This window comes from Christiangramia sediminis (assembly GCF_020552705.1).
Lineage (GTDB): Bacteria > Bacteroidota > Bacteroidia > Flavobacteriales > Flavobacteriaceae > Christiangramia > Christiangramia sediminis.
Genome location: NZ_JAJBZG010000001.1, coordinates 335,980 through 358,526 on the forward strand (window position 1 = coordinate 335,980; position 22,547 = coordinate 358,526).

Sequence of the window (22,547 nt, forward strand, 5' to 3'; positions counted from 1 at the left end):
TGAAAATAAAAAGCTGCTCGAACGAGCAGCTTTTTTAATGCTTAAATCTTAAATAACTAGACTTCTTCAGTCTTCGCTTTTTCCTTATTTTCCTTATAATGAAATAGATTTTTTTCTTTAATCATGGCAGTAGTTCTTTCGGGCAGCATTGACTCCCAACCTTCTTCACCTTCAGAAATCATTTTTAATACTTCCCTGGAATAAACATCCATGATTTCGGGATTGTAATCTTTAATATCCTCTACACGTCCGTTGTACTTGAAGAACTTATAAAGCTCCTTCATTCTAGGATGTACTTTTAAGCTCTCACTAGTAGTGATCTCTCCGGTTTCAGGATTCTTAAGTGGGTAGAGATAAACTTTAAGATCTTTGAAGAATAATTTACCAAAAGCCTCCAGAATACCACCACTTAAATGACGGTAATACTTTTCGTCAAATACGTCTATGAGGTTTTGTACACCCATTGTAAGACCCATTCGTTGTTTAGAATATCTGGAAAAATATTCCACTACTTTAAAATATTCCTGGAAATTAGAGATCATAACTGTTTGACCTAGCGAACAGAGTAATTCTGCACGGTCCATAAAGTCTCTTTCATCAATTTCTCCTTCAGCTCGAAGGTTGGATAAAGTGATCTCGAAAATAATTTCAGTATTTTCTTCAGATACTTTACTCTCCTTCAAAAACATTTCCTTGGAACGTTCATACATGTCCATATTCACCTTGGTAACAGGTCTAAAGCTACCTCTAAGAGCCAGAATGTTCTTTTTGTAAAGGATCTTTGCCGGAAGCACATTATTTCCGTCAGGGCCGAACATTACGGCTTCTGTCATTCCGTTCTTTACCAGCTGCAGACTCATAAGCCTGTTGTCTACATTTTCAAATCTTGGACCTGAAAAATTGATAGTATCTATTTCAATCTGATCCTTGTCTATATGATCATATAGATATCGAAGTAGTTTTTTAGGATTGTCATATTTATAATAGGCACCATAAATAAGGTTAACACCTAAAATTCCCAACGTATTTTGCTGATGTCTCGCATCATTTTCATGAAACCTTATATGAAGAAGAATTTCATTGTAATCTTCACCCGGCTCTACCTGATATCTAACTCCAACCCAACCATGACCTTTATACTTCTTGGCAAAATCTATGGTTGCCACGGTATTCGCATAGGTGAAAAATAATTTATTAGGATGCTTATCACGTGAAATCCTTTCTTCTATAAGACCGGTTTCGTGGGAAAGCATTTTCTTAAGTCTAGCTTCGGTAACATAACGGCGGTCATTCTCTACACCATAGATCGCGTCACTAAAGTCTTTATCATAAGCACTCATCGCTTTGGCAATAGTACCAGAAGCTCCACCTGCCCGAAAAAAGTTACGTACTGTTTCCTGACCTGCACCAATTTCTGAAAACGTCCCGTAGATATTTTCATTTAGATTGATACGAAGGGCTTTGCTATTTATTGAAGGAACATTTTCAAATTCCTTATCGCCCATTATAGTAATTGGCATATTTTTGCTTTTAAATAAACAGTTTTGTTTGAATACTTCAAAAGTACTAAAAGCGGTAGCCATACAAAAAAATATATTTACTTTTGTGCTAAAAATAACACGGCTTGGACGTAACATTTTTAGGAACAGGAACCTCGCAGGGAATACCAATCATTGGCAGTGAGCATCCGGTATGCCTTAGTGATGATACAAAAGATAAGAGACTTCGTGTTTCTATTCTCATTAGCTGGAACAACTTAAATATCCTGGTTGATTGTGGTCCCGATTTTAGACAGCAAATGCTGGCTAATAACGTAAAGAAACTCGATGCAATATTCTACACACACGAGCATAACGACCATACCGCAGGGCTTGACGATATAAGACCTTTCTTCTTCCGCCAGGGAGATATTCCGGTATATGCTCATAAAAGAGTGCTTAAAGCTCTTAGAAAAAGATTTGATTATATTTTTACTACGGAAAATAAGTATCCCGGTGCGCCCGGTGTAATTGAGCACACCATAGAAAATAAACCTTTTAATTTTCATGGTTTAACGGTAACTCCGGTTGAGTTTATGCATAACCGATTACAGGTCTTTGGTTTTAGGGTAGAAGATTTTGCTTATTTAACAGACCTTAAGAGTATTGAAGACGAAGAAGTAGAAAAATTACGGGATTTGAAGGTTTTGGTAGTGAGTGCGCTTAGAATAGAACCGCATCACTCTCATTTCAATCTTGAAGAAGCTCTGGAGTTTATTAAAAAAGTTAAACCAGAAACGGCTTACCTCACACATATTAGTCATATGCTGGGTTTTCATGAAGAAGTAGAAAAAACACTTCCTGAAAATGTTTATCTGGCTTACGATAATTTAAAAATTAAAGTTTAGAATGGGTAATAAGATATTAATGTATCTGTTTATTTTCAGTCTTTTGTTTACCATCTTCATTTATGTGAATGATAAAAGAATACTGGATGCAAAACAGGAAAGGATAGAAAGTCTGGAAGATAAACTGGCTGAAGTGGAAGCAGACGCTGAAATTTCCAGTGCTACTGTTGAAGATGAGGATTATTTCAGCCTGAAAAATAATGAAGATGCAATTACCTATTTCGAAGAAAAAGGTATAGATACTGAAGATCTTATTCTGAAAATAGAAGATGCGATCATCAGTAAAAATAAAGCCGGGGAAGACAACCCGATAGTTCCAATGGATGGAATGGAAGGTAATATGCGCATCAATAAAGTGAAAGTACTAAACCACAAATGGGTCATCGCCGATTTTACCGATGGAACTTATTGGGGGGAAGTTTTTTTAAGTTACGAAGTTGCCGAGGATGGAGAGATAAAATTCTTTTCCGAAAAATCTTTTATTTACCCTCTTTATTAAAGTCTTTTAATTAACCAGTCTTTAAGTTCAAAGAAGTTTTGGGGAGCGACTCCATGACCCACTGGAAATTCTGAATAAGAGTTTTCAATGCCTAATTTATCAAAAAAAGGCTTGGTCTTCCTGGCCCAATCTACGGGGATCACCTGATCTACGGAACCGTGGGAACAGTAAAATTTCAAATTTGAAAAGTCATTTTTCTCAAAACCATTTTTTATAATGCCCTGGTTTATATATCCGCTTAAAGCAATAACATTCCTGATTTTTTCGGGATAGGAGAGAGCTACCGCGTAGCTAAGAATACTTCCCTGGCTAAAGCCAAGCAGGTTGATGTTTTCTGGATCTACAGGATATTTTTCGATGATCTCATCTATAAAATCACGAATAGTTTCACGAGAAGTGATAGCCTGCACATCATCACTAAATTTACCATCGTTATTATCCCAGTGAATTGCATACCAGGCATTCCCGTAGGGCTGTATGGAATAAGGAGCCTTTGCCGATATTATAAAAAGCTCATCTGGTAATTCATCTGCAAAAGAAAACAGGTCGTTTTCATCACTTCCATAGCCGTGAAGCAAGATTAGAACGGGTGCTTTTGCGATTTTCTTTTTTGGTTTTCTAATTATATGTTGTAGTGAAAATTCTTGTGTCATTATGAAATTGTACTAAACCATTTTTGAAATAGAGGTCCTAGAAAAGGCACCTCGCGTGTTTCTCCTTTTATCGCCGTGATTAATCCATATCCCCATAAAACTATGAAGCAAAGATAAAAAGCACCTATAATAAAGCCCTGATCAAATAAACCCATCAAAGCTCCAATGAGATAAAAGGTAATATTGATGCCAAATGCCTGTCTAATATGAAAACTGGCAAATTTATCTTTGGGATCCATGTTCATAAAGTAAGCGATGATCGTCCCAATTATTGTAATATAGGCAACGATAGCTGTAGTTTTTGCCTGACTCGTAACTTCCATTACTTTAAAATTTATTTGAGAATTATACCTTTTTGAGTAATTATTCCTAGTGTTTTTCCTTTAAGTTCTTTATGCAGAAATATACTGTTTTTAGAGGTTGATAATATATCCTTTTCAGTAAAACTGTAAGTTTCATCCGGAACAAATAAACTGAGATCGGCAATCTCCCCTTCCTTGATCTCATGCTCCTCTATACCAAAACGCTTTTTTCCCTTCGTAAGCAACTGAATGGCTTCTTCAGTTTCAAAGATCTTGCAAAGTGCTCCAAAAGCTGATTCCAGACCTATACTTCCAAAAAGGGCATTATCAAACTCCACTTTTTTGTGTTCTACATCAATAGGATTATGGTCTGTGGTGACCATATCTATGGTTCCGTCTTTAAGTCCCTTTATTAAAGCTTTTGTATCCTTTTTGGTTCTAAGTGGAGGCAACACCTTAGAATTAGCATCAAACTCCTTTAATTCCTCATCATTAAGCACAAGATTGTGAATAGCCACACTGCAGCTCACATCAAGACCTTTCTTTTTAGCTTCTTTAATGAGCTTAACAGATTTTTCCGTGGAAATGGTTGGAATATGAAGTTTGCCACCGGTATATTCCAATAAATAAAGATCCCTGGTAATCTGTAACTCTTCCGCAAGATTGGGAATTCCTTTTAGTCCCAGAGAAGTACTGTTTTCATGTTCATTTACAATCCCGTTACCCGCGATTCTATTTTCCTGCGGAAAACTCTGCACCAGGGCATCAAAATTTTGAGCATACTGTAAAGCGATCTTTAATAAATTAGGATTGCGAAGTGGGGTTTTATAATCCCCAAAACTAACTGCGCCGGCTCCTTTCATGTCTAATAGCTCGGCCAGGTCTACACCTTCACTCTTACTAGTTAAAGAGCCAATAGGATATAGATTAACCGCATGTTCTGCTGCCTTTGCTTTTACTGCTGCAATACTGCCACTATGATCTAAAACCGGATTAGTTAGAGGATTCAATGCCACCGCAGAAAAACCAGATTTTCCTGCTGTATCTAGTCCGTTGGCGATGGTTTCCCTTTCTTCGAATCCAGGTTCTCCAAAACTGACACTACTGTCAAACCAGCCACGGGAAACATGAAGGTTTTTAATATCTATTTCTTTATCAGCTTTCTCTGTAAGGTTTTTTCCAATTTTTTTTATAAGTCCTCGATCAATAAAAATATCCAGTTTTTTCTTGTGATGAGTTGAATTTTCATCCAGGATCGTAACCGATTTTATGAGTAGCTTCATTTGAAGAATTTTATAAGTAGCATTTCGATCGCTAAAAAGATCAGGGCAAAAATAACAAACCATTTCCAAAGTGCTGTAATTTGTGAGGCTGCATTTGTTTCAGAAAAATATTCTTCTACTGAATCATAGACCCGAAGATTATTTATTTCTGAAATATCGGTATAGGTGAGTCTACTTTCGCTACGGTCAAAATTAAAGCTAATATTGCCAATCACGGAGGCAGTATTGGAAACCTCATAATTTCCGGCTTCCAGAGAAATATTATTGGTGCTTATTTCAACCCGGTTACTGAAATTCTGTTGTTGCGGAATTATATCAAATTCCGGTTTAGTGATATGCATCACCTCATCTTTACCTAACTCTACTGGAATATCGATCTTGTTCTCCTTTCCGGTTTCATAATAGAGCTCATTTTTCTTTAAGGCATTGAGACCTATCTGGTATAGAACCGGGACTATTAAGGGTGAGTTGGTAAAGTTTGAATTGGTTGAATTTAAAGGAGCCGTGAACAAATATTCAGAATCTGCGCCGATAAGAAAGGCCTGTCCATCCTGATATCTCAAAATTGCATTCGATGAAATTGCATTGTAAGAGGAGAGAACCTTTGGGTATTCAAAATTATCGGTTCTGTTTTCAAAAACACCTTCCAGCAGTGGGTGATCATATACAATCCCCGTTATTAATCTTTCCGTTTCAGTCTTTTGTCCTAAAGCAGGAAGTTCCAACCGATTTAAAAGCTGCCCGTAATTGGTTGCTTTTACCGGGGGAATAATGATCACGGAAGCACCATTCTGCTGACTATTGCTCAAATTATTGAGTAACGAAGAGGAGATTTCATCTACTTCATTCAGAATGATCAGATTTGCCGAATTCAGCTGATTATAATCAATTTGATCTGAAGAGAAATTAGAAGTTTCAAATTCTGGTTCCGTATAGATTCTGGTGAGAAACTCAAAATCGGAATTTGAAATGATCACCGTGTTTACCGGTTTGTTCTCACTAATATTAAAAAAAAGTTTATTGTCGTACCTAAGTCCAGAATCTTCAATTTCTATTCTTCCGTTGCTGATTTTTTCATTTTGAAGTCGGAAACTGATCTTAGCCTGACCATCTTCAAAATTTTGCACGCTACTACGTCCAAGTAATTCTTCCGCATTAAAAATTGAGATGGTTGCCGGTTCATTGATCTCCTTGTTAGCCTTTACCAGGATACTTAGAGAGATGTTCTCGGGATTGGAGTCTTCAATATAGGCACTATCAATACTAATATTGGATATTTTCTCAGGAGTTCTTTGGATAAAATGATATTTGAAATTATCCTGGTTAATTTCTGAAGGATTACCTAGTGAAGTCTGGAAATCGGAAATTATGATCAGTTCTTTTTCCGCTTGACCGTAATCTTTAAAATAATTTTCTGCCTTTAATTGAATTTCCCTGAAATTGATTTGTTCATCTGTGAAATCAATTTCCTGGAGTTCATTTTTAAGTTCAGGAGTTGGTCGGTTAAAGAAATTCTCGTTATTAGTAAAAAGTCCATATTCATTCTCCTCTTTTAAATTCTCCAATAATTGGTTCACTGATGTCTGCAATAAACCAGATTGCTCTTTCGAAGCCTGCATGCTGAAAGAATTATCAAGATAGATTAGCGTACGAGAAGCTGTTAATGCCTTATTGCTGGCGGGAATAAAGGGTTGAGCAAAAGCCAGGACCAGACAGGTTATCAATAAAAGACGCGTTATTAGAATTAAAAATTTCTTTAGGCGGGAACTTTTACGTGTTTCCTGAATTACCTTTTTTAGAAATTTTACATTCGTAAAATCTTCTTTCTGAAATCTTCTTAAACGAAATAAATGAACTATCAGCGGTATTACTAAAAGAAATAGCGCATATAGTAATTCCGGATGTTGAAAATGCATATTCAGGAATAAGGTTTCTCAAATATAGAAAATGAAAAGTGATTGAGCGTTAAAACCTTTTGATACAGAATTTAAAATTACTTCCCTGCCCGGATTCAGATTCTAAAGAGATACTTCCCCCCATAGATTCGATGAGTTTTTTAACGGTAGCCAGGCCGATGCCGCTCCCAAGATTGCCTTCACGGTCGGCAGTTTCCAGCGTGGTGAATAATTTGAAGATATCATTGAATTTTTCCTTTGGAATACCTTTTCCATTATCTTTTACTTCGAAAAAATAGAATTCTTCGTTTTTGGAAAATCCGATATCAACTTTTCTAACTTCTTTATCGTTATATTTTAAAGAATTACTTATCAAATTCATGAAGACCTGAGTGAGGGCAGCCTTATTCACATTATGAAGCATTACATCGTCTGGGTATCTAATCTCTATATCATCTGAAACCTGATAAAGATCTATGATCCCTTTTAGCAGTTTTCTAAAATCTACATTCGTGTAATCTTTTTCCATGACGTGGTCACTTCGGTAAAAACTTAGAATACCGTCTATATAATTTCGAAGAGAGTAAGAGGACTCCACCAGAAATTCCAGATACTGTTCTGTGTCTTCATCAAACTTGCCTTTGTTTTCATCTTTTAAAAGTTCGCTTAAAGAAATAATATTGGCGAGTGGAGATTTAAGATCATGAGAAACCAGGCTGGCGAATTTTTCCAATTCTCCATATTTCTCTTTCAATTTATTTTGAACGTGGTAGAGTTTATTCTTCTGTTTTCTGAACTCAAAAAGTTTTAGAGTTTGCTGGGCTAAGGCCTTTAATGCCTTTATTTGCTGTTCAGATAACTGTTTTTCTTCAGTATCAAAGATGCAGAATACGGCAATGGCGTGTCCCTGGGGATTATGTAAAGGTACGCCTGCATAAAAAGAAAATTCACGGTCATAGATACCTTTAGCCTTTTCAAATACTTCAGGATCCCGGGAACGATTAAGAATAAAAATATGTTCTTCCCCATGAATAGCTTTATCGCAAAAAGAATTTTTCCGGTCTATTTCCTGTATTTTGGCACCATAGACAGATTTGTTCCAGATTCTCTGATCATCAACTATACTGATCTTAGCTACCGGCACATTACAAATTACGGCAGCAAGGAACGTAAGATTATCGTAATCTTCGTCCGGCCCGGAATTTAGAATATTATATTCCTTCAATGCAGCTATTCTCAGCGTTTCATTGAAAGGAACTAGTTTATGTTGCATGCCCCATTAGAATCTTGTTTTAAAGTTATTTAAAAAAAAATAACTTTTACATAAAAAAATCCTAATCTACTGCTTCGTGGCGTTTTATGCTAAATTCGAATAGAGCACCCTTATCTTTTTCTGAAGTTAACTGGATGCTACCCCCAAGACTTTCAATTAATTTTTTAACTGTAGAAAGACCTATACCATGGCCTTTTCTTCCACGTCTATCTGCAACTGCAGCGGTGGCAAAAAGATCAAATATCTTTGTTTGTTCCTCCCGTGGAATTCCAATGCCATTATCGCTAATGCTAAAGTTGAAGAACTCACGGTTCTCAGTACAATCTATTTCAATAATAATCCTTTCCTGATTATTGTATTTAAGACTGTTGCTGATAAGGTTCATAAAGATCTGACCAAGCGCAGCACTGTTCCCATAGAGTTTGAGGTTGTTATCGGGTAAATTGATCTCACAATTCTCTGCGATTTGAAGAAGGTCTATGATATCTTCAAGAAGATCATTTAGAAAAAACTCTTCTTTAAGTACTGAATTTGTCGTGCTACTGGAATAATGCTCTAGCAGTCCGCTGATGTAATCACTTAAAGTAAGGCCTGAATGTTTTAAGTAATCTATATATTCCAATCCCTGTTTATCTAATTGGTCATTATACTTAGCCTTCAGCATATCTGCCGTAAGAATAATATTGGCCAGAGGCATTTTTAGATCGTGCGAAACGGTGCTCGCAAATTCGGTAAGAATTTTATTATTCTGGTCAACCTCAAGTTTTAGATCTTCAAGTTTCTTGTTCTTTCTTCGCAATTCAAAAAGTATTTCCACCTGTTTGCCTAATGCTTTTAAAGCGGTTTTTTGATCTTCGTCTAAAAAATGCTCTTTAGAATCATATACACAAAGTGTACCCATGGCTAGACCTTTATTGTCCAGAAGAGAAACACCGGCATAATATCTTATAGAAATGTCCCCGGTAACAATTGGGTTATTCTTAAATCTTTCATCTTTTGTGGTATCAGGGATTTCCAGGAGGGTATTTGGCTCTAATATGGTATGTCCACAAAAAGATATTTCGCGGCTGGAGCCTGAAAGCTCAGTTCCAAACTTGGATTTAAACCAGCTTTGCTCTGAACCAATTAAATTAATTGCTGCAATTGGGGTTTTACAAATATAGCTTGCCAGTTTTGTGATACTATCGTAGGCTTCTTCGGGAAGGGTTTCAAAAATATCTAATTCTTTAAGAGAATTCAATCTCTCTACTTCATTAACAGGCACTGCAGGACTAATCATTTAAGAAAAAATTAAGAAAGTTAAAATAACTCAAATTTGAGGAGAATTCCAAGTGCTAGAACTGTCCTTTTTCAAAGACACCTAAACCAAAAAGTGCGAAGTCATATTTCACAGGATCCCGGGGATCCATACTTCTTAAATTCTTATCTAATTCAGCTAGGGCTTTGGAATCGTTCATTTTTCGCTTCAGCAGTCCCAATTTCCTTGCCACGTTTCCGGAGTGCACATCTAAAGGGCAGGAAAGTTGTGATGGAGATATAGTTTTCCATAATCCAAAATCTACCCCCTTTTCATCATTTCTTACCATCCACCTCAGGAACATATTAATGCGTTTTGCGGCTGATTTTTTTAAAGGATCACTCACGTGTTTTTCGGTCCTTTTTAGATGCGGCAGTTCAAAGAAAATGTTTTTAAAATGATGAATTGCAGGTTGTAAGCCTTTAGCGGTGGCGTAAGTATTAAAAATACTTTCTAATCCTCTATGCTTGGAATAAATATTCTTCAAGGCTGTAATAAAATACTTTAGATCTTCAGCATTAAAAGTTCTGTGAACAAATCCGTCCAGGTTATCCAGATCACTTTTCTCATGGTTTAAAATAAAATCCAGCGGGCTCATATCCATGAGCTTCATGAGTTTCTCTGAATTATTCAGAATACTTTTTCTGTTTCCCCAAGCTATAGTTGCTGTTAGAAATCCGGCAATTTCAATATCCTCTTTCTGGTGGAATAAATGCGGGATTTGAATAGGATCAGATTGTATAAATTCAGGAGTATTATATTTTTCAACTTTGAAATCGAGAAAAGACTTTAATTCAGATTTATTCAAAAACCTATTGAGTTTAAAAGATTAAACAATCTCACCATCTACCATGGTAAGTTTCCGGTCGGCCATATTGGCCAGTTCCTCGTTATGTGTAACGATCACAAAAGTTTGATCGAACTCATCCCTTAAACGAAAGAATAATTTGTGAAGATTTTCAGCAGATTCGCTATCAAGATTTCCGGAGGGTTCATCCGCAAAGATTACCGCGGGATTATTTATAAGGCTCCTAGCCACGGCAATTCTCTGTTGTTCACCACCACTTAATTCACCTGGTTTGTGAGAGGCTCTGTTCTTCAGCCCCAGAAAATTTAAAAGTTCCATAGCTCTTTTCTCAGCCTCTTTTCTGGGAGTTTTTTTTATAAATGCAGGAATACAAATATTTTCTAGAGCAGTAAATTCTGGTAATAACTGGTGAAACTGAAAGATAAAACCAATGTGTTTATTCCTGAACCTGGAAAGCTCCCTGGATTTTAAGCCATAAATATCGGTACCGTTTATCTTAAGTTCAGAATTCTTCTTTTTTGAGGGTTTATCCAGCGTCCCCATTATTTGCAAAAGAGTTGTTTTACCAGCTCCCGAAGCACCCACTATAGATACGATCTCACTTTTTTTAATATGAAGATCCACAGATTTTAATACATGCAGGTCTCCGTAATATTTATGAATGTTTTTGGCAATTATCATTTAGGAAAAATAAGAGCACCGAAAATAGCCAAATTAGCCAGATTCCCCAAGTTTAACTCTGGAATAAGTTCTTAACCCTATTGTAATCTATAAAATAAACAACACGCAAGCTTAAATTATGCCTTGCAGGCTGGGCAAAAAGATTGTCCAAACTCTTATTAAAATCCAGATAGCTAAGTTTATCCTCCTTAAATATGGCATTTCTGTAGAGTAGAACGGCTTCACTACCGGGAGCAAAACGCCACCTGTAGCTTAGATCCAGGTTCCAGATATTGAAATTAGCATCGGGATTGTTTCTATCGGTGATCTGGTAATTTATAGGATTTAATTTTCCCTGGCCCATCAATTCGGTATAACTGTCTTCTAAAAAACTGGCGGTAGACCAGAAGTGCCTGAAACTTAAATTCAATCCCTGGTTTGTATTGAAATTATAAGTACCATTAAGGGAATTTTCGATACTTTTTTGATCCCTTATTCCAAATATTACCTGATCACTGGTCTGGTTTACATAACTAGGCCTGTCATTTTGATAGGAATACTGGAATTCATAGATCATATTGAATTTGTCACTAAATCGGTATCTGGGTTCAAGACTAAGATTAAAATCACTCTGGGAAGATTGATGATATTCTTCAAAGTAAACTCTAATGTCATAAGCAAAAGTCTTTCTGTAATCTGTAGAAACGAAAGCGTTCAGGCTTCCAAATGGTTTATACAGGATATAAGTATTTTCAGCTCTGGGTTCAAAATAATCCCTGAATTCAGAATTTATATCCATTGATCCTCCGAAAGCAAATCTCTTTCGGGTCATTCCAAAGAATTCTCCACCAATTCCCGTATTCACCGGTACGTCTGGCCTGTATCTTCTAAGATGTTGCCCATATAAGCCAATTCTATAATTGTTATAATTTCCGGTTGGTTCAAAGATCTGGTAAGAGGCACTCCAGGAAAAGTTGTTGTAATTATTGGTGAAATTTATTCCCAGATCATTAATATCGAAAGTTTCGTTAGCAAATTCATTAGAAAGATTATAGCGAATATTTCCCTTGGTGCGTTCCACCGATAGAAAAGAAGCGAAACCTGTCTTGTTTTGTCCAGGAAGATTGACGTTACTCATTTTCGCCTGACCTTCAAAATTGAAAGAATTGTTCTTGTTATAAATATCGAATAGAAAGCCGGTAACATTTCCATCTCTAAAATGCCCATCCCGGGTTACATTAGTATTTGTCAATGAAATGGAGGAATTTTTATTAAAACGCTGATCCAGCACCAGAATATTATAATTCGCAACAGACTCCGTTACTTTTCTTCTGGTATTGCCTGTAATAGTATCCCGAAAAAGGGCTTCCTGTTTATCTGTAATTGCATTAAAGAATCCAATTCCGAGACCTTTGTCCGTCCGTCCGGATACTTTTAAAGCGTTTAAAAGATCAGCTTTATCTGGGTTTTCAATAATCTCTTCATTCTCCAGAGCTTCCCTTTGCGCATCATTAAATCCCAAAGGTGTGCTACCCACTCTTCTTGAATAAAAGAGATTTCCTTTATTGAATAGCTCTGTTCCTTCCGTAAAAAAAGCCCTGTTCTCGCCAAATATCTGTTCAAAAGGTCCCAGGTTTAATTCTACCTCGTCAAAGGCGGTTTGTCCAAAATCTGGTACCAGGGTCATATCTAAGGTAAATGAATCATTGATCCCGTATTTAAGATCCATCCCCGCATTAAAATTAAAGTTGGTATTCCCATCGAACTGGTCCAGCACCAGGGAAGTAAAAGGGTAAAGGCTAAGGCGTACCGGCGGATTAATATTGGAAATCCCTGTCAATAGACCAGTGTATTGACTCATTTGTCCCACAGATTTATCGATGTAATTCCAAACATAAGTAGCGTTTAAATGGGTAATCTCCCTGGCGAATTGAATTCCCCATAGCTGCTTTGGCTTCTCCGGAAATCTCAAGGCCGAATATGGTATTTTCATTTCTACATACCATCCATTTTCATCTTGAGACACGGCTGATTCCCATACTACGTTATAGGCGTAATCTTCATTAGTTCCAGTCATTCTCGCATCTGCCTGAGTTCCGGTAGAAGTGACAATAAATCTCGTTTGGTTCTCTCCGTCATCATAGGTATTAATGTCTATAAGAAAGTATTCAGATTGATTTAAGTTATCCCTCTGCGTAAACTGACGCATTGTTTTTTCAGGATTACTCTCTTTCATAATCGCAGCCACATAGATCGCTTCATCATCATAAAGAATCTTTGCAGTGGTTGCGTGTGATTCCGGGATTTTATCCCCATCACCAGGTTCTACCATCACAAAATTATTTGCATCAGCGGCTTTTTCCCAAATTTGGTCATTGGGAATTCCGTCAATTTTTGGAGAGCTTATAATTCTATTCGCATTATAAATCTTTCTCTCTGTAGGTATATTTTGGGAATATGAGTATAGACTGGAAATAAAAAGAATTAAAAATAGACTTCGATTTAGGGGCATTGATTGTTGAATTGTTATTTAATAACCAGCCAAATGTATTATTGTTATTAATATTGGGCAAAACTTTTCTTTAAAATCAAGTTAAACTGAGATTGTTTTGTTTATTAAAAAGTTAGTTTTGCTAAACAAAAAAGTATATTGTTTGTATGAATGAGTTAAAATTGAAGAAGGCCACCTTAGCGGGAGGATGTTTTTGGTGTACGGAAGCTGTTTTTCAAAGACTGGACGGAGTAGAGAACGTTAAATCTGGTTTTACAGGAGGAGAGATCAAGAATCCAGCATATCGTGAAATAATAACAGGAAGAACCGGCCACGCAGAAGCTATTCAAATGGAATTTGATCCCAATACTATAAGTTTTGAAGAATTGTTACTTGTATTCTTCTCCACGCATGATCCAACTACTTTGAACAGGCAGCAAAATGATGTGGGTACTCAGTATAGAAGTGCTGTTTTTTACCATGATGAAGAACAAAAGAGAAAGGCAGAAGAGGTAATAACTTTGTTAGAAGAAAAAAAGATGTTTGAAAAATCAATCGTTACAGAAGTAAGCGAGGCATCAGAATTCTATGTTGCAGAACTAGAACATCAGGATTTTTACAATCAACACAGGCAGCAACCCTATTGTCAATATATTATCGATCCTAAGATCACCAAGCTAAATAAATTATTTTCTGATAAATTGAAATAAAAATTTTATGTCCTATAAATATTTTGAAGAGTATGATCAAGAGATCACTGAAAGCATGAAAAATAATTTTCATGAGATCATAAAAGGTGTAGGTGAAAATCCCGATAGGGAAGGAGTTCTGAAAACTCCGGAAAGAGCAGCCAAAGCCATGCAGTTTCTTACCCAGGGGTATTCTATGGATGCCGAAGAGATTCTTAAACAGGCGGTATTTGAAGAAAGCTACGATGAAATGGTAGTGGTTAAAGATATAGAGCTATACTCCCTTTGTGAACATCATATGCTTCCTTTCTTTGGAAAGGCTCATATAGCTTATATTCCCAATGGAAAAATTATAGGTTTAAGTAAACTGCCCAGGGTAGTGGATGTATTTGCACGTAGACTACAGGTTCAGGAACGGCTTACCCATGACATTCTGGAATGTTTGAATAAAACCTTGCAGCCCCAGGGGGTAGCCGTGGTCATTGAAGCTGTGCATATGTGTATGATGATGAGAGGAGTACAGAAACAGAATAGTGCGACTACCACTTCAGGTTTTAGGGGACAATTCAAAAAAATTGAAACCAGAAATGAATTTCTAAAACTTATCAGCTCCGACCTTAAATAGGCTTTGGCACCTTATTTGATTTATGTAACTAAAATAAAAAAAATGAGATTATTTAGAGATAAAACTTTTATAAAAGGACTTGCTTATGATCTGGCCGGTATGGCTACTGTTGCAATTCCTCTATTTGGTCCCTTTCTGGATCTTATCTGGGCGCCATATGCTGCTAAGAAAATGAGAGAAATGTATCCTGGCAAAAAAGGTAAACTTGCATCTGTGCTTGTATTTGTAGAGGAGATTCTACCGGGAACTGATATTATACCAACTTTCACCTTAATGTATTTGTATACTTATGTATGGAAGAAAGAACCATCAAGAGTGCAGATGATTGAAGTTGAAAGTTATTAGAGTTTGTTTAATTAGTTAGAAGAAAAAGGCTGTCAGAATTTAGACAGCCTTTTTTTATATCTATAAGGAAGAATTCTTCGAGATTTATTCCATTTCAAGCTTTTTGAGCTCTTTATAATTCTTATTCAATCTTCTAAGGAGTATACCATAAACCACTCTGTAAATAAGCCAGATAATGCCAAGAAGAATGGCAAGCACCAATAAAGTTCCACCTATAAATATAAACCACTGACTCATGTCAAATTCCATATTGGTAGTGGTAGCCTCGGCAGTAGTGGCGTGATTGCGAAGCATTAAATAAAGGGTAACTAAAAATACCACCGCACTGGAAATTAATATAAACCCAATATAATGTTTAACGGTTTTACGGGTTCTCAAAATACTCTTCATTAATTTGGAAGCACTGTCTGTACTTGAGATTTTTTTATAATTCATATAAAATTTATATATGAAGTAAAAGGTAATAGCATAAGTAAAAATATAGACTCCAATAATAAATTCAGTGAGTTTATATTTTTCCATTTGCAGCCAGTATTCTTCATCGGCCAGTACAAAATTTAATACAGCTCCCAGTAGAAATTCAATAATACTAATGATAAATATCCATTTAACAATCGAAGAAGATTTCTTCCAGATCATTTTATAGATTTCATCGTAGGAAAGATGAGGCAGATTCTTTTCCTGCTTTTTCCAATCCTTTTTTAATAGATCTAAATCATCCATAACATATTAAGGATTTATGAGGTTCTTTAATTTGGTTTTTACCCGGTTCATTTTCACTCTCGCATTAACTTCGGTGATCCCAAGGGTATCAGAGATCTCGGCATAATTTTTATCTTCCAGGTATAAAAAAATAAGTGCTTTGTCAATATCGTTTAGCTGCCTTATGGCATCATACATCAGTTTTAAATGTTGTTCAACTTCGTCGTTATATTCTTCAGACTTTATTTTAAAATGTACGCTGTCATAATCCTGGGTGCGTATGCTTCGTTTTTTCTTTCGGTATAAAGTAATTGCTGTATTAAGAGCCACTCTGTACATCCAGGTGCTAAATTTAGAATCACCTCTAAATTTTGGGTATGCTTTCCATAACTGAATCGTAATTTCCTGAAAAAGATCATTATGAGAATCTTTATCATTGGTATAGATACGGCAGATCTTGTGCGCAATATTCTGGTGTTTCTCCAGATTGGTTACAAACTGATGTTCTAATTCTTTGTTCACGAATCCTTGGTTAGCTTATAATAGGTAGTTAATATACCGGTGATGTTACAAAAAACTTTAATTTAAAGTTAATCCATCCCTCATTACTTCTATAAATAGTAAATTTGATCTAAACCAGCCGAATTTATGAATATTCCAAGAACTGACTTACCCAGAGTAGTAATTATAGGAGGTGGTTTTGCCGGTATGGCACTCGCCAGAAAGATCTTAAAAGAAGACATGCAAATGGTGATGTTGGACAGGCATAATTACCACACGTTCCAACCACTATTATATCAGGTTTCCACCTCAGGGCTTGAGCCAGATTCTATCGCCTATCCATTGCGAAAGATCACCCGGTCGAGTAAAAAATGTTTTTTCCGTCTTGCTGAAGTAAAATCCATTTCTGCGGAAAATAATACCGTGCATACCAATATTGGGGACCTTATCTATGATTACCTGGTAATTGCCACAGGTTCCAAGACTAATTTCTTTGGAAACGAGAGTATTGAAAAACATGGTATGTGGATGAAAACGGTTCCACAGGCTTTAAATATCAGGAGTCTTATTCTTGAGAATCTTGAACAGGCTACCATTACCGAAGATCCTGAAAAAAGAAAGGCATTGCTGAATTTTGTTCTAGCAGGTGCCGGTCCCACCGGAGTCGAATTAAGTGGAGCTATAGCTGAATTAAGGAATCATATCGTTCCTAAAGATTATCCAGATCTTGATCCAAACGAAATGAATATTCATCTGCTGGAAGGTCTGGACAGGGTTTTGCCACCTATGAGTGAGCACGCCTCTAAAAAAGCGCACGAAATGCTTGAAGAGCTCGGCGTGAAGATTCATCTAAATACCATGGTGGAAAATTATGATGGCCATTTGGTTGAAACCAATACTAAACTTTCTATTAAGACTGAAACTTTTATCTGGTCTGCTGGGGTTACCGGTGCACCAGTAGAAGGTTTAAACGCTTCAGCCCTTGTTGAAAAGGCAAACAGGTATGAAGTAAATGCCTTTAACCAGGTGAATGGTTATGAAAATATATTTGCAATTGGAGATATTGCCCTAATGCAATCTGAAGAATTTCCAAAAGGGCATCCTATGGTTGCTCAGCCCGCTATTCAACAGGGTAAACATTTGGCCAAGAATATAAAACATCTTATAAGGGGACAAAAACTTGAGCCTTTTGAATATTTTGATAAAGGCACCATGGCCACGGTTGGCAGGAACAGGGCAGTAGTAGATCTTCATAAATGGAAATTCTCTGGTTTCTTTGCCTGGTTTGTGTGGATGTTTGTACATCTATGGTTTCTTGTAGGCTTTAGAAACAGGACAGTGACTTTCTTTAACTGGATATATAATTATGTGAATTTTGATAAAGCTGCCCGGTTAATCATTCGTCCTTTTAAGGGCCGGGAAGAAACAATGACTATGGATAAGGATAAAGTATAAAAAAAAAAGGCTGCCAAATGGCAGCCTTCTCAATTATCTATTCTTTCTGATCTCGTTATTATAACTATCTGCCAGATCTGTTTTTTGTTTATCGGTAAGTACTTTTCCAGCCATCTGGAAAACTTCATGTTCTTCTTCTTCTAAATGGTGAATCAGTTGATGTTCCAGATCTTTTGCCAGTTTTAACCAGTTTGAGGCGTCCATCTCGGTATCTTCCATTTGCTCAACCAGCTCATCCATTTCATGATGTTCTGCAACACTATGGCGGGCTTTTTCCTGCGTCATATCTTTCTTCATTAAAGGAACGTAAAAGTGACGTTCTTCTGCATCTTCGTGGATCTTTAATTCATGTTTTAGATTTTCGAAGAGCTTTTTGCGGTCTTCGGTTTTTCCCTCGGTCTTTATCAGTTTGTCTATGAGGTGTCTCTGGATTTCATGTTCCTGTCTTAATGCTTCAAATATGGTCATTTACTTAATTTTTTGTATTTGTTCCAAGTTATTCAATTTAATGTTAAAGAATATTTAATTTTAGAATTGAAAAGCTAAAACTATTGAATTGACAGTTCAGCGTTAAAATATGACGGTTCAGAATTTTAATTTTCAAAACAAGCTATGAAGTTTTAATATTTGTTTCCTCATCAAAATTTATGAAGCTATTATTTAAAATATTAAAAATTACAGTGATCATCTGTTTAATGGTAGTACTAATAGATACTACATTTTCAAACAGGCCGCTGGAGAGACTTCTTCAAGTTGAATTGTGGGGAATGTATTTAATGTATACGTTCGTCCTTACCAGTATCAATGGGTTATATTTTTATTATTTCAGTGAAAAAATAGGTTGGGAGGGAGCCAGTTTAAAAAGGGTTTTGGGCGCAGCTATTGGTTCTATCATTTTAACCCTTATAGGCTTTTTCTTTTGTAGAATGATAGATAAAACTTTAATCAACGGGCAATCTGTTGAGGAGTTTCTAAGCAATGAATCTATAAACAATTACTTATTTCCTTTACTATTCACTGCAGTAGTCTCCATGTTTTTTCATTTGGTCTATTTCTACAAAGCCCTTCAGGAAAAGAGAGTTAAAGAGCAAAAGATCATTGCAGGTACGGCTTCAGCTAAATTTGATGCGCTAAAAAATCAATTAGATCCCCACTTTTTATTTAACAGTCTTAATGTACTGGCATCGCTTATTGATGAAAATCCAGATCAGGCACAGCGGTTCACAACAGGTTTATCTAAAGTTTACAGGTATGTTTTAGAACAAAAAGATAAAGAATTAGTGAGTCTTGGAGAAGAACTCAAATTTGCAGATACCTATATCAAGCTTTTGAAAATGCGTTTTGAAGATAGTATCTTCTTTGATATTCCTGAAAAACTTTCTAATGAAGATGCCAAAGTGGTTCCCCTTTCTCTGCAGTTATTACTTGAGAATACCATTAAACATAATATTGTTAATGAGAGCAATCCCTTAAGAATAAAAATTTATGAGGCTAACGACTATCTTATTGTGGAGAATAACTTTCAGAAAAAGGATGTTTTAAGCAGCAGGAAAGGAGTAGGGCTACATAATATTGTAGATCGATATAATTTAGTGACTGAAAGAAAAGTGCTAATAGAAAAAAACGATGATATTTTCAGGGTAAAATTACCCGTACTAACTCAACAAATTTCAATTATGGATACCAACGAAATTAACCAGGAAAATGCCTATTTTAAAGCAAAACAGCGAGTGAAAGAGATCAAGGAGTTTTATGGAAATCTTATTTCTTACTGTGTAGTGATTCCCTTCTTAATATTTATCAACTATTATACTTACTGGGAATTCCAGTGGTTCTGGTTTCCACTATTTGGATGGGGTATTGGATTAACAATTCACGCATTCTCCATATTTGGTTATGGCTCTAATTGGGAAGAACGTAAAATACAGGAGATCATGGAGAAAGATCAGCAACAATCAAAATCATGGAGGTAATGGAAAAGGATTTTAAAAAAGAGTTCAGCTATAAAGCTGCTCAAAAACGGGTAAAGGATATCAAAGGCTTTTATGTTCATTTAATAGTCTATTTATTTATCAATACGGCAATTTTAATTGTTACCACCAGGGGTGAAGGATTGATAAACGGATTGGGAGATATTTCCAGTTATTCTACTGTTTTCTTCTGGGGAATAGGTTTATTAGCCCATTGGGCAAGTGTATTTGGTCCTAGTTTTATCTTTGGAAAGAAATGGGAAGAGCGTAAGATTAAGGAATTGATGGACCGTGAGAAGAAGCAGATTTGGAAATAATTATAGATCAATATTCTAAAGCGTGATAAAAGTTATAATTATTGAAGATGAAAAACCCGCTGCAAGAAGACTTCAGCGTATGCTTTCAAAACTTGGAATAGAAACAGATACTATGTTGCATTCGGTGGCTGAATCTATAGAGTGGTTTAGTAATAATGCACATCCAGATCTTATATTTTTGGATATACAGCTCAGCGATGGTTTATCTTTTGAAATTTTTGATCATGTAAAGACTGAAAGTGCTATTATATTCACCACTGCTTACGATGAATATGCTTTAAAGGCATTTAAGCTGAATAGTATAGATTATCTATTAAAACCAATAGATGAAGAAGAATTACAAGTCGCCATTAATAAGTTTAAAAATACCCAGCAGCCATCAGAAAATATTAATGTAAAGGAGCTTAGGTCATTATTAAATAATTCATCTACCGGAAAAAAATCTTATAAATCACGCTTTACCGCACAAATAGGACAGCACATAAAACTTGTGGAGGTTGCTGATATTGCCTGTTTTTATTCTGAAAATAAAGCCACTTATATTCATTGTTTCTCCGGCAGGAATTATCCCATTGAAGTTCCCCTGGAACAACTTGCCGATGAGCTTGATATGGAGCGGTTCTACCGGATTAATCGTAAATGTATTTTGAATATCAATGCAATTAAAGACATTGTATCCTATACAAATTCAAGATTAGAAATAAAACTTGATAATTTTAATGAATTTCAACTCATAGTAAGCAGAGAAAGGGTTAAAGACTTCAAGACCTGGCTAAATAGCTGAAAGTGAAATGTTAAAATTCAATTTTTAAAAACCAGCCCGTATTTACTTTCGTATATCTTAATACATAAACTCTAGGTTTGTTTGAATAATTTATTTGGTCAAATTATGTCGATTTTGAGTTTTTGATTTTTTTGGTTGGTTAGATACCTGGAGCTAGAATTCCTTTTGGAATTTCCAGGTATTCTACAAAAAATAAGCCTCATGCTTTCGCATGGGGCTTATTTGATATATTGGTACTTAAAATCGGTCTAGGGTGCCGCAACTGCTCCCAGTACATAAAGTTGATCCATTGTTGGAGATTCACTACCTCCTTCAGGTTCAAGAGTAATTCCAAATGCTTCAGACTCATTGGCATTTTCAAGCGCAAAGATCTTATTCTCATCTACGGTGAAATCAGCCAAAAGACCAATACTGGTAGGGGTTAAAGGTTCGAGCTTTAACGACCATACCTGGTAAACTTTTCCTCTAGGAGGTTCAGGAAGATCTTTCGCATCTATATATGCGGTATTCTCTTTTTTGTTCCAGTAAACAGCTGCATAAGCTCCCGGATCTACATTTTGTCCCTGTAACGATATTTTTGAAACATCTTTGTCTCGAAGTACCGCAAGCAGTTCCTCAGTCTTTTCAGCATCATCCCTGGCATCGGCAATCTGCTGTTCCATTCTGGCATTACGAGCTTGTTCGGTATTGAGTTGTTCACGAAGATTATTTCTATCTTCAAATACGAAGAAGAGTCCGATAAGCAAAAGAATCGTTGCAGCCCAGCCGAAGTATGAAACCCAATCTGTTTCCTTTTTCCTTTCAATATTGATAACAGTATTATCAGATTTATTTGATAACTTCTGTTTTATACTCGCTAGCAATGCCTCTGCATTGTAAGACGGAGCAACTGCAGCAGATAATTTCTGTAAAGCAATTTCAATTTCCTCAACTTCTATACGAATTTCAGGGTGTTCCTTTAATGCCCGGGTTACCTCAAGACTTTCGGCTTCGGTAAGGGCTCCGTAAACATAGAGTTCGAGTACTCCAGATGATATGTATTCCTGTATATCCATTTTTTATTCTACTAAGATTTCCCGAAGTTTATTGATACAAGCCCTGTTCTTTGTTTTAACAGTGCCTAAAGGCATATCAAGTTCTTCGGCTGTTTCCTTTTGTGTAAATCCTTGAAAGAACAACAGGTCTATTAATTTCTTACATACCGGTTTTAAAATATCGATATATTTTTTAATTCCTATTGCATCTGCCTTCGATGAAAAATTAGAACTGCTCTCCAAAATATCTACGAAATTATCTGCCTTCAGGTTTTTTTGCGAGTTTTTATGACTTTTAGATCTTATTTGATCTATAGACGCATTTCGGGCAATATTAAGTACCCATGTAAAAAACCTTCCTTTATCTGAATTGTAAGAAGAAGAATTATTCCAGATTTTTAGAAAAACATCCTGAAGTATCTCTTCAGCAACTTTTTCATCGTGTACGATGCTATATATTATTCCGTAAGTACTCTCCGAGTATAATTCATAGATTCGTTCAAAAGCCCTCTGGTTACCGTTTTGTAATTCGAGGATTAATCCGTCTTGCTGCATAGGTGTTATTTGAGGAACTAAAT

Annotated in this window: 24 protein-coding genes; 9 read left to right on the top strand and 15 right to left on the bottom strand. The window is 36.0% G+C overall.

The window, feature by feature from the left end:
• Positions 1-56: 56 nt before the first annotated feature.
• Positions 57-1,520 (bottom strand): TonB-dependent receptor, encoded by a 1,464-nt coding sequence (locus tag LGQ90_RS01700; RefSeq protein ID WP_229337480.1) that lies wholly within the window; start codon positions 1,518-1,520, stop codon positions 57-59.
• A gap of 104 nt (positions 1,521-1,624) precedes the next feature.
• Here LGQ90_RS01700 and LGQ90_RS01705 point away from each other — a divergent pair, with 104 nt between their 5' ends.
• Both LGQ90_RS01705 and LGQ90_RS01710 read left to right on the top strand, forming a co-directional pair.
• Positions 1,625-2,386, top strand: coding sequence for an MBL fold metallo-hydrolase (locus LGQ90_RS01705; protein ID WP_229337483.1), 762 nt, complete (start codon positions 1,625-1,627; stop codon positions 2,384-2,386).
• A gap of 1 nt (position 2,387) precedes the next feature.
• Positions 2,388-2,885 (top strand): hypothetical protein, encoded by a 498-nt coding sequence (locus LGQ90_RS01710; protein ID WP_229337485.1) that lies wholly within the window; start codon positions 2,388-2,390, stop codon positions 2,883-2,885.
• Here LGQ90_RS01710 and LGQ90_RS01715 read toward each other — a convergent pair.
• The 9 genes from LGQ90_RS01715 to LGQ90_RS01755 form a co-directional block, all read right to left on the bottom strand.
• Entirely contained in the window at positions 2,882-3,538 is a 657-nt protein-coding gene (locus LGQ90_RS01715) for an alpha/beta hydrolase (protein ID WP_229337486.1), read from the bottom strand. The two genes, LGQ90_RS01710 and LGQ90_RS01715, sit on opposite strands and share 4 nt — an antisense overlap.
• Complete coding sequence (locus LGQ90_RS01720) at positions 3,538-3,861, bottom strand: magnetosome magnetite crystal formation protein family (protein ID WP_229337488.1); 324 nt, start codon at positions 3,859-3,861, stop codon at positions 3,538-3,540. The genes LGQ90_RS01715 and LGQ90_RS01720 overlap by 1 nt, the downstream gene beginning before the upstream one ends.
• Positions 3,862-3,872: 11 nt before the next feature.
• The gene (locus LGQ90_RS01725; RefSeq protein ID WP_229337490.1) at positions 3,873-5,123 is read right to left on the bottom strand and encodes a dihydroorotase; all 1,251 of its coding nucleotides are present in this window, start codon (positions 5,121-5,123) and stop codon (positions 3,873-3,875) included.
• Complete coding sequence (locus LGQ90_RS01730) at positions 5,120-7,039, bottom strand: BatA domain-containing protein (RefSeq protein WP_229337492.1); 1,920 nt, start codon at positions 7,037-7,039, stop codon at positions 5,120-5,122. The genes LGQ90_RS01725 and LGQ90_RS01730 overlap by 4 nt, the downstream gene beginning before the upstream one ends.
• Before the next feature lie 49 nt (positions 7,040-7,088).
• Positions 7,089-8,291 (bottom strand): sensor histidine kinase, encoded by a 1,203-nt coding sequence (locus tag LGQ90_RS01735; protein WP_229337494.1) that lies wholly within the window; start codon positions 8,289-8,291, stop codon positions 7,089-7,091.
• A 61-nt stretch (positions 8,292-8,352) separates the two neighbouring features.
• Positions 8,353-9,570, bottom strand: a complete 1,218-nt coding sequence (locus tag LGQ90_RS01740; protein ID WP_229337496.1) for a sensor histidine kinase — start codon at positions 9,568-9,570, stop codon at positions 8,353-8,355.
• Positions 9,571-9,625: 55 nt separating this feature from the next.
• A complete protein-coding gene (locus tag LGQ90_RS01745) occupies positions 9,626-10,396 on the bottom strand; it encodes a TIGR02757 family protein (RefSeq protein ID WP_229337498.1) in 771 nt (256 codons plus the stop codon).
• 21 nt (positions 10,397-10,417) lie between these two features.
• Positions 10,418-11,077: an ABC transporter ATP-binding protein gene (locus LGQ90_RS01750; protein ID WP_229337500.1), complete on the bottom strand. Its 660-nt coding sequence runs from the start codon at positions 11,075-11,077 to the stop codon at positions 10,418-10,420.
• A 52-nt stretch (positions 11,078-11,129) separates the two neighbouring features.
• Positions 11,130-13,568, bottom strand: coding sequence for a DUF5916 domain-containing protein (locus LGQ90_RS01755; protein ID WP_229337502.1), 2,439 nt, complete (start codon positions 13,566-13,568; stop codon positions 11,130-11,132).
• Positions 13,569-13,714: 146 nt separating this feature from the next.
• Between LGQ90_RS01755 and msrA the strand changes: the two genes are divergently transcribed.
• Genes msrA through LGQ90_RS01770 form a run of 3 tightly spaced genes read left to right on the top strand, consistent with a single transcriptional unit; the run spans position 13,715 to position 15,206 of the window.
• A complete protein-coding gene (gene msrA, locus LGQ90_RS01760) occupies positions 13,715-14,257 on the top strand; it encodes a peptide-methionine (S)-S-oxide reductase MsrA (RefSeq protein ID WP_229337505.1) in 543 nt (180 codons plus the stop codon).
• 7 nt (positions 14,258-14,264) lie between these two features.
• Positions 14,265-14,861, top strand: a complete 597-nt coding sequence (gene folE, locus LGQ90_RS01765) for a GTP cyclohydrolase I FolE (RefSeq protein ID WP_229337507.1) — start codon at positions 14,265-14,267, stop codon at positions 14,859-14,861.
• A 42-nt stretch (positions 14,862-14,903) separates the two neighbouring features.
• Entirely contained in the window at positions 14,904-15,206 is a 303-nt protein-coding gene (locus tag LGQ90_RS01770; RefSeq protein WP_229337509.1) for a hypothetical protein, read from the top strand.
• Positions 15,207-15,290: 84 nt separating this feature from the next.
• Here LGQ90_RS01770 and LGQ90_RS01775 read toward each other — a convergent pair whose 3' ends face one another.
• Positions 15,291-15,929 carry a hypothetical protein gene (locus LGQ90_RS01775; protein ID WP_229337511.1) on the bottom strand — a complete coding sequence of 213 codons (639 nt, stop codon included), beginning with the start codon at positions 15,927-15,929 and terminating at the stop codon, positions 15,291-15,293.
• Between the two features lie 6 nt (positions 15,930-15,935).
• Entirely contained in the window at positions 15,936-16,430 is a 495-nt protein-coding gene (locus tag LGQ90_RS01780; RefSeq protein ID WP_229337513.1) for an RNA polymerase sigma factor, read from the bottom strand.
• 126 nt (positions 16,431-16,556) lie between these two features.
• Between LGQ90_RS01780 and LGQ90_RS01785 the strand changes: the two genes are divergently transcribed.
• Entirely contained in the window at positions 16,557-17,864 is a 1,308-nt protein-coding gene (locus LGQ90_RS01785; RefSeq protein WP_229337515.1) for an NAD(P)/FAD-dependent oxidoreductase, read from the top strand.
• Between the two features lie 33 nt (positions 17,865-17,897).
• Here LGQ90_RS01785 and LGQ90_RS01790 read toward each other — a convergent pair whose 3' ends face one another.
• Complete coding sequence (locus tag LGQ90_RS01790) at positions 17,898-18,332, bottom strand: hemerythrin domain-containing protein (protein ID WP_229337517.1); 435 nt, start codon at positions 18,330-18,332, stop codon at positions 17,898-17,900.
• Between the two features lie 179 nt (positions 18,333-18,511).
• Here LGQ90_RS01790 and LGQ90_RS01795 point away from each other — a divergent pair, with 179 nt between their 5' ends.
• Genes LGQ90_RS01795 through LGQ90_RS01805 form a run of 3 tightly spaced genes read left to right on the top strand, consistent with a single transcriptional unit; the run spans position 18,512 to position 20,935 of the window.
• Complete coding sequence (locus LGQ90_RS01795) at positions 18,512-19,837, top strand: 2TM domain-containing protein (RefSeq protein ID WP_229337518.1); 1,326 nt, start codon at positions 18,512-18,514, stop codon at positions 19,835-19,837.
• Positions 19,837-20,151 carry a 2TM domain-containing protein gene (locus LGQ90_RS01800; RefSeq protein ID WP_229337520.1) on the top strand — a complete coding sequence of 105 codons (315 nt, stop codon included), beginning with the start codon at positions 19,837-19,839 and terminating at the stop codon, positions 20,149-20,151. Before LGQ90_RS01795 ends, LGQ90_RS01800 begins: the two co-directional genes overlap by 1 nt.
• A gap of 25 nt (positions 20,152-20,176) precedes the next feature.
• Positions 20,177-20,935, top strand: a complete 759-nt coding sequence (locus tag LGQ90_RS01805) for a LytR/AlgR family response regulator transcription factor (protein WP_229338526.1) — start codon at positions 20,177-20,179, stop codon at positions 20,933-20,935.
• Positions 20,936-21,183: 248 nt separating this feature from the next.
• On the opposite strand, the gene LGQ90_RS01810 is transcribed toward LGQ90_RS01805, so the two are convergent.
• On the bottom strand, positions 21,184-21,990 hold the full coding sequence (locus tag LGQ90_RS01810) for an anti-sigma factor (RefSeq protein ID WP_229337522.1): 807 nt from the start codon (positions 21,988-21,990) through the stop codon (positions 21,184-21,186).
• A 3-nt stretch (positions 21,991-21,993) separates the two neighbouring features.
• Positions 21,994-22,524, bottom strand: a complete 531-nt coding sequence (locus LGQ90_RS01815) for an RNA polymerase sigma factor (protein WP_229337524.1) — start codon at positions 22,522-22,524, stop codon at positions 21,994-21,996.
• Positions 22,525-22,547: the final 23 nt, after the last annotated feature.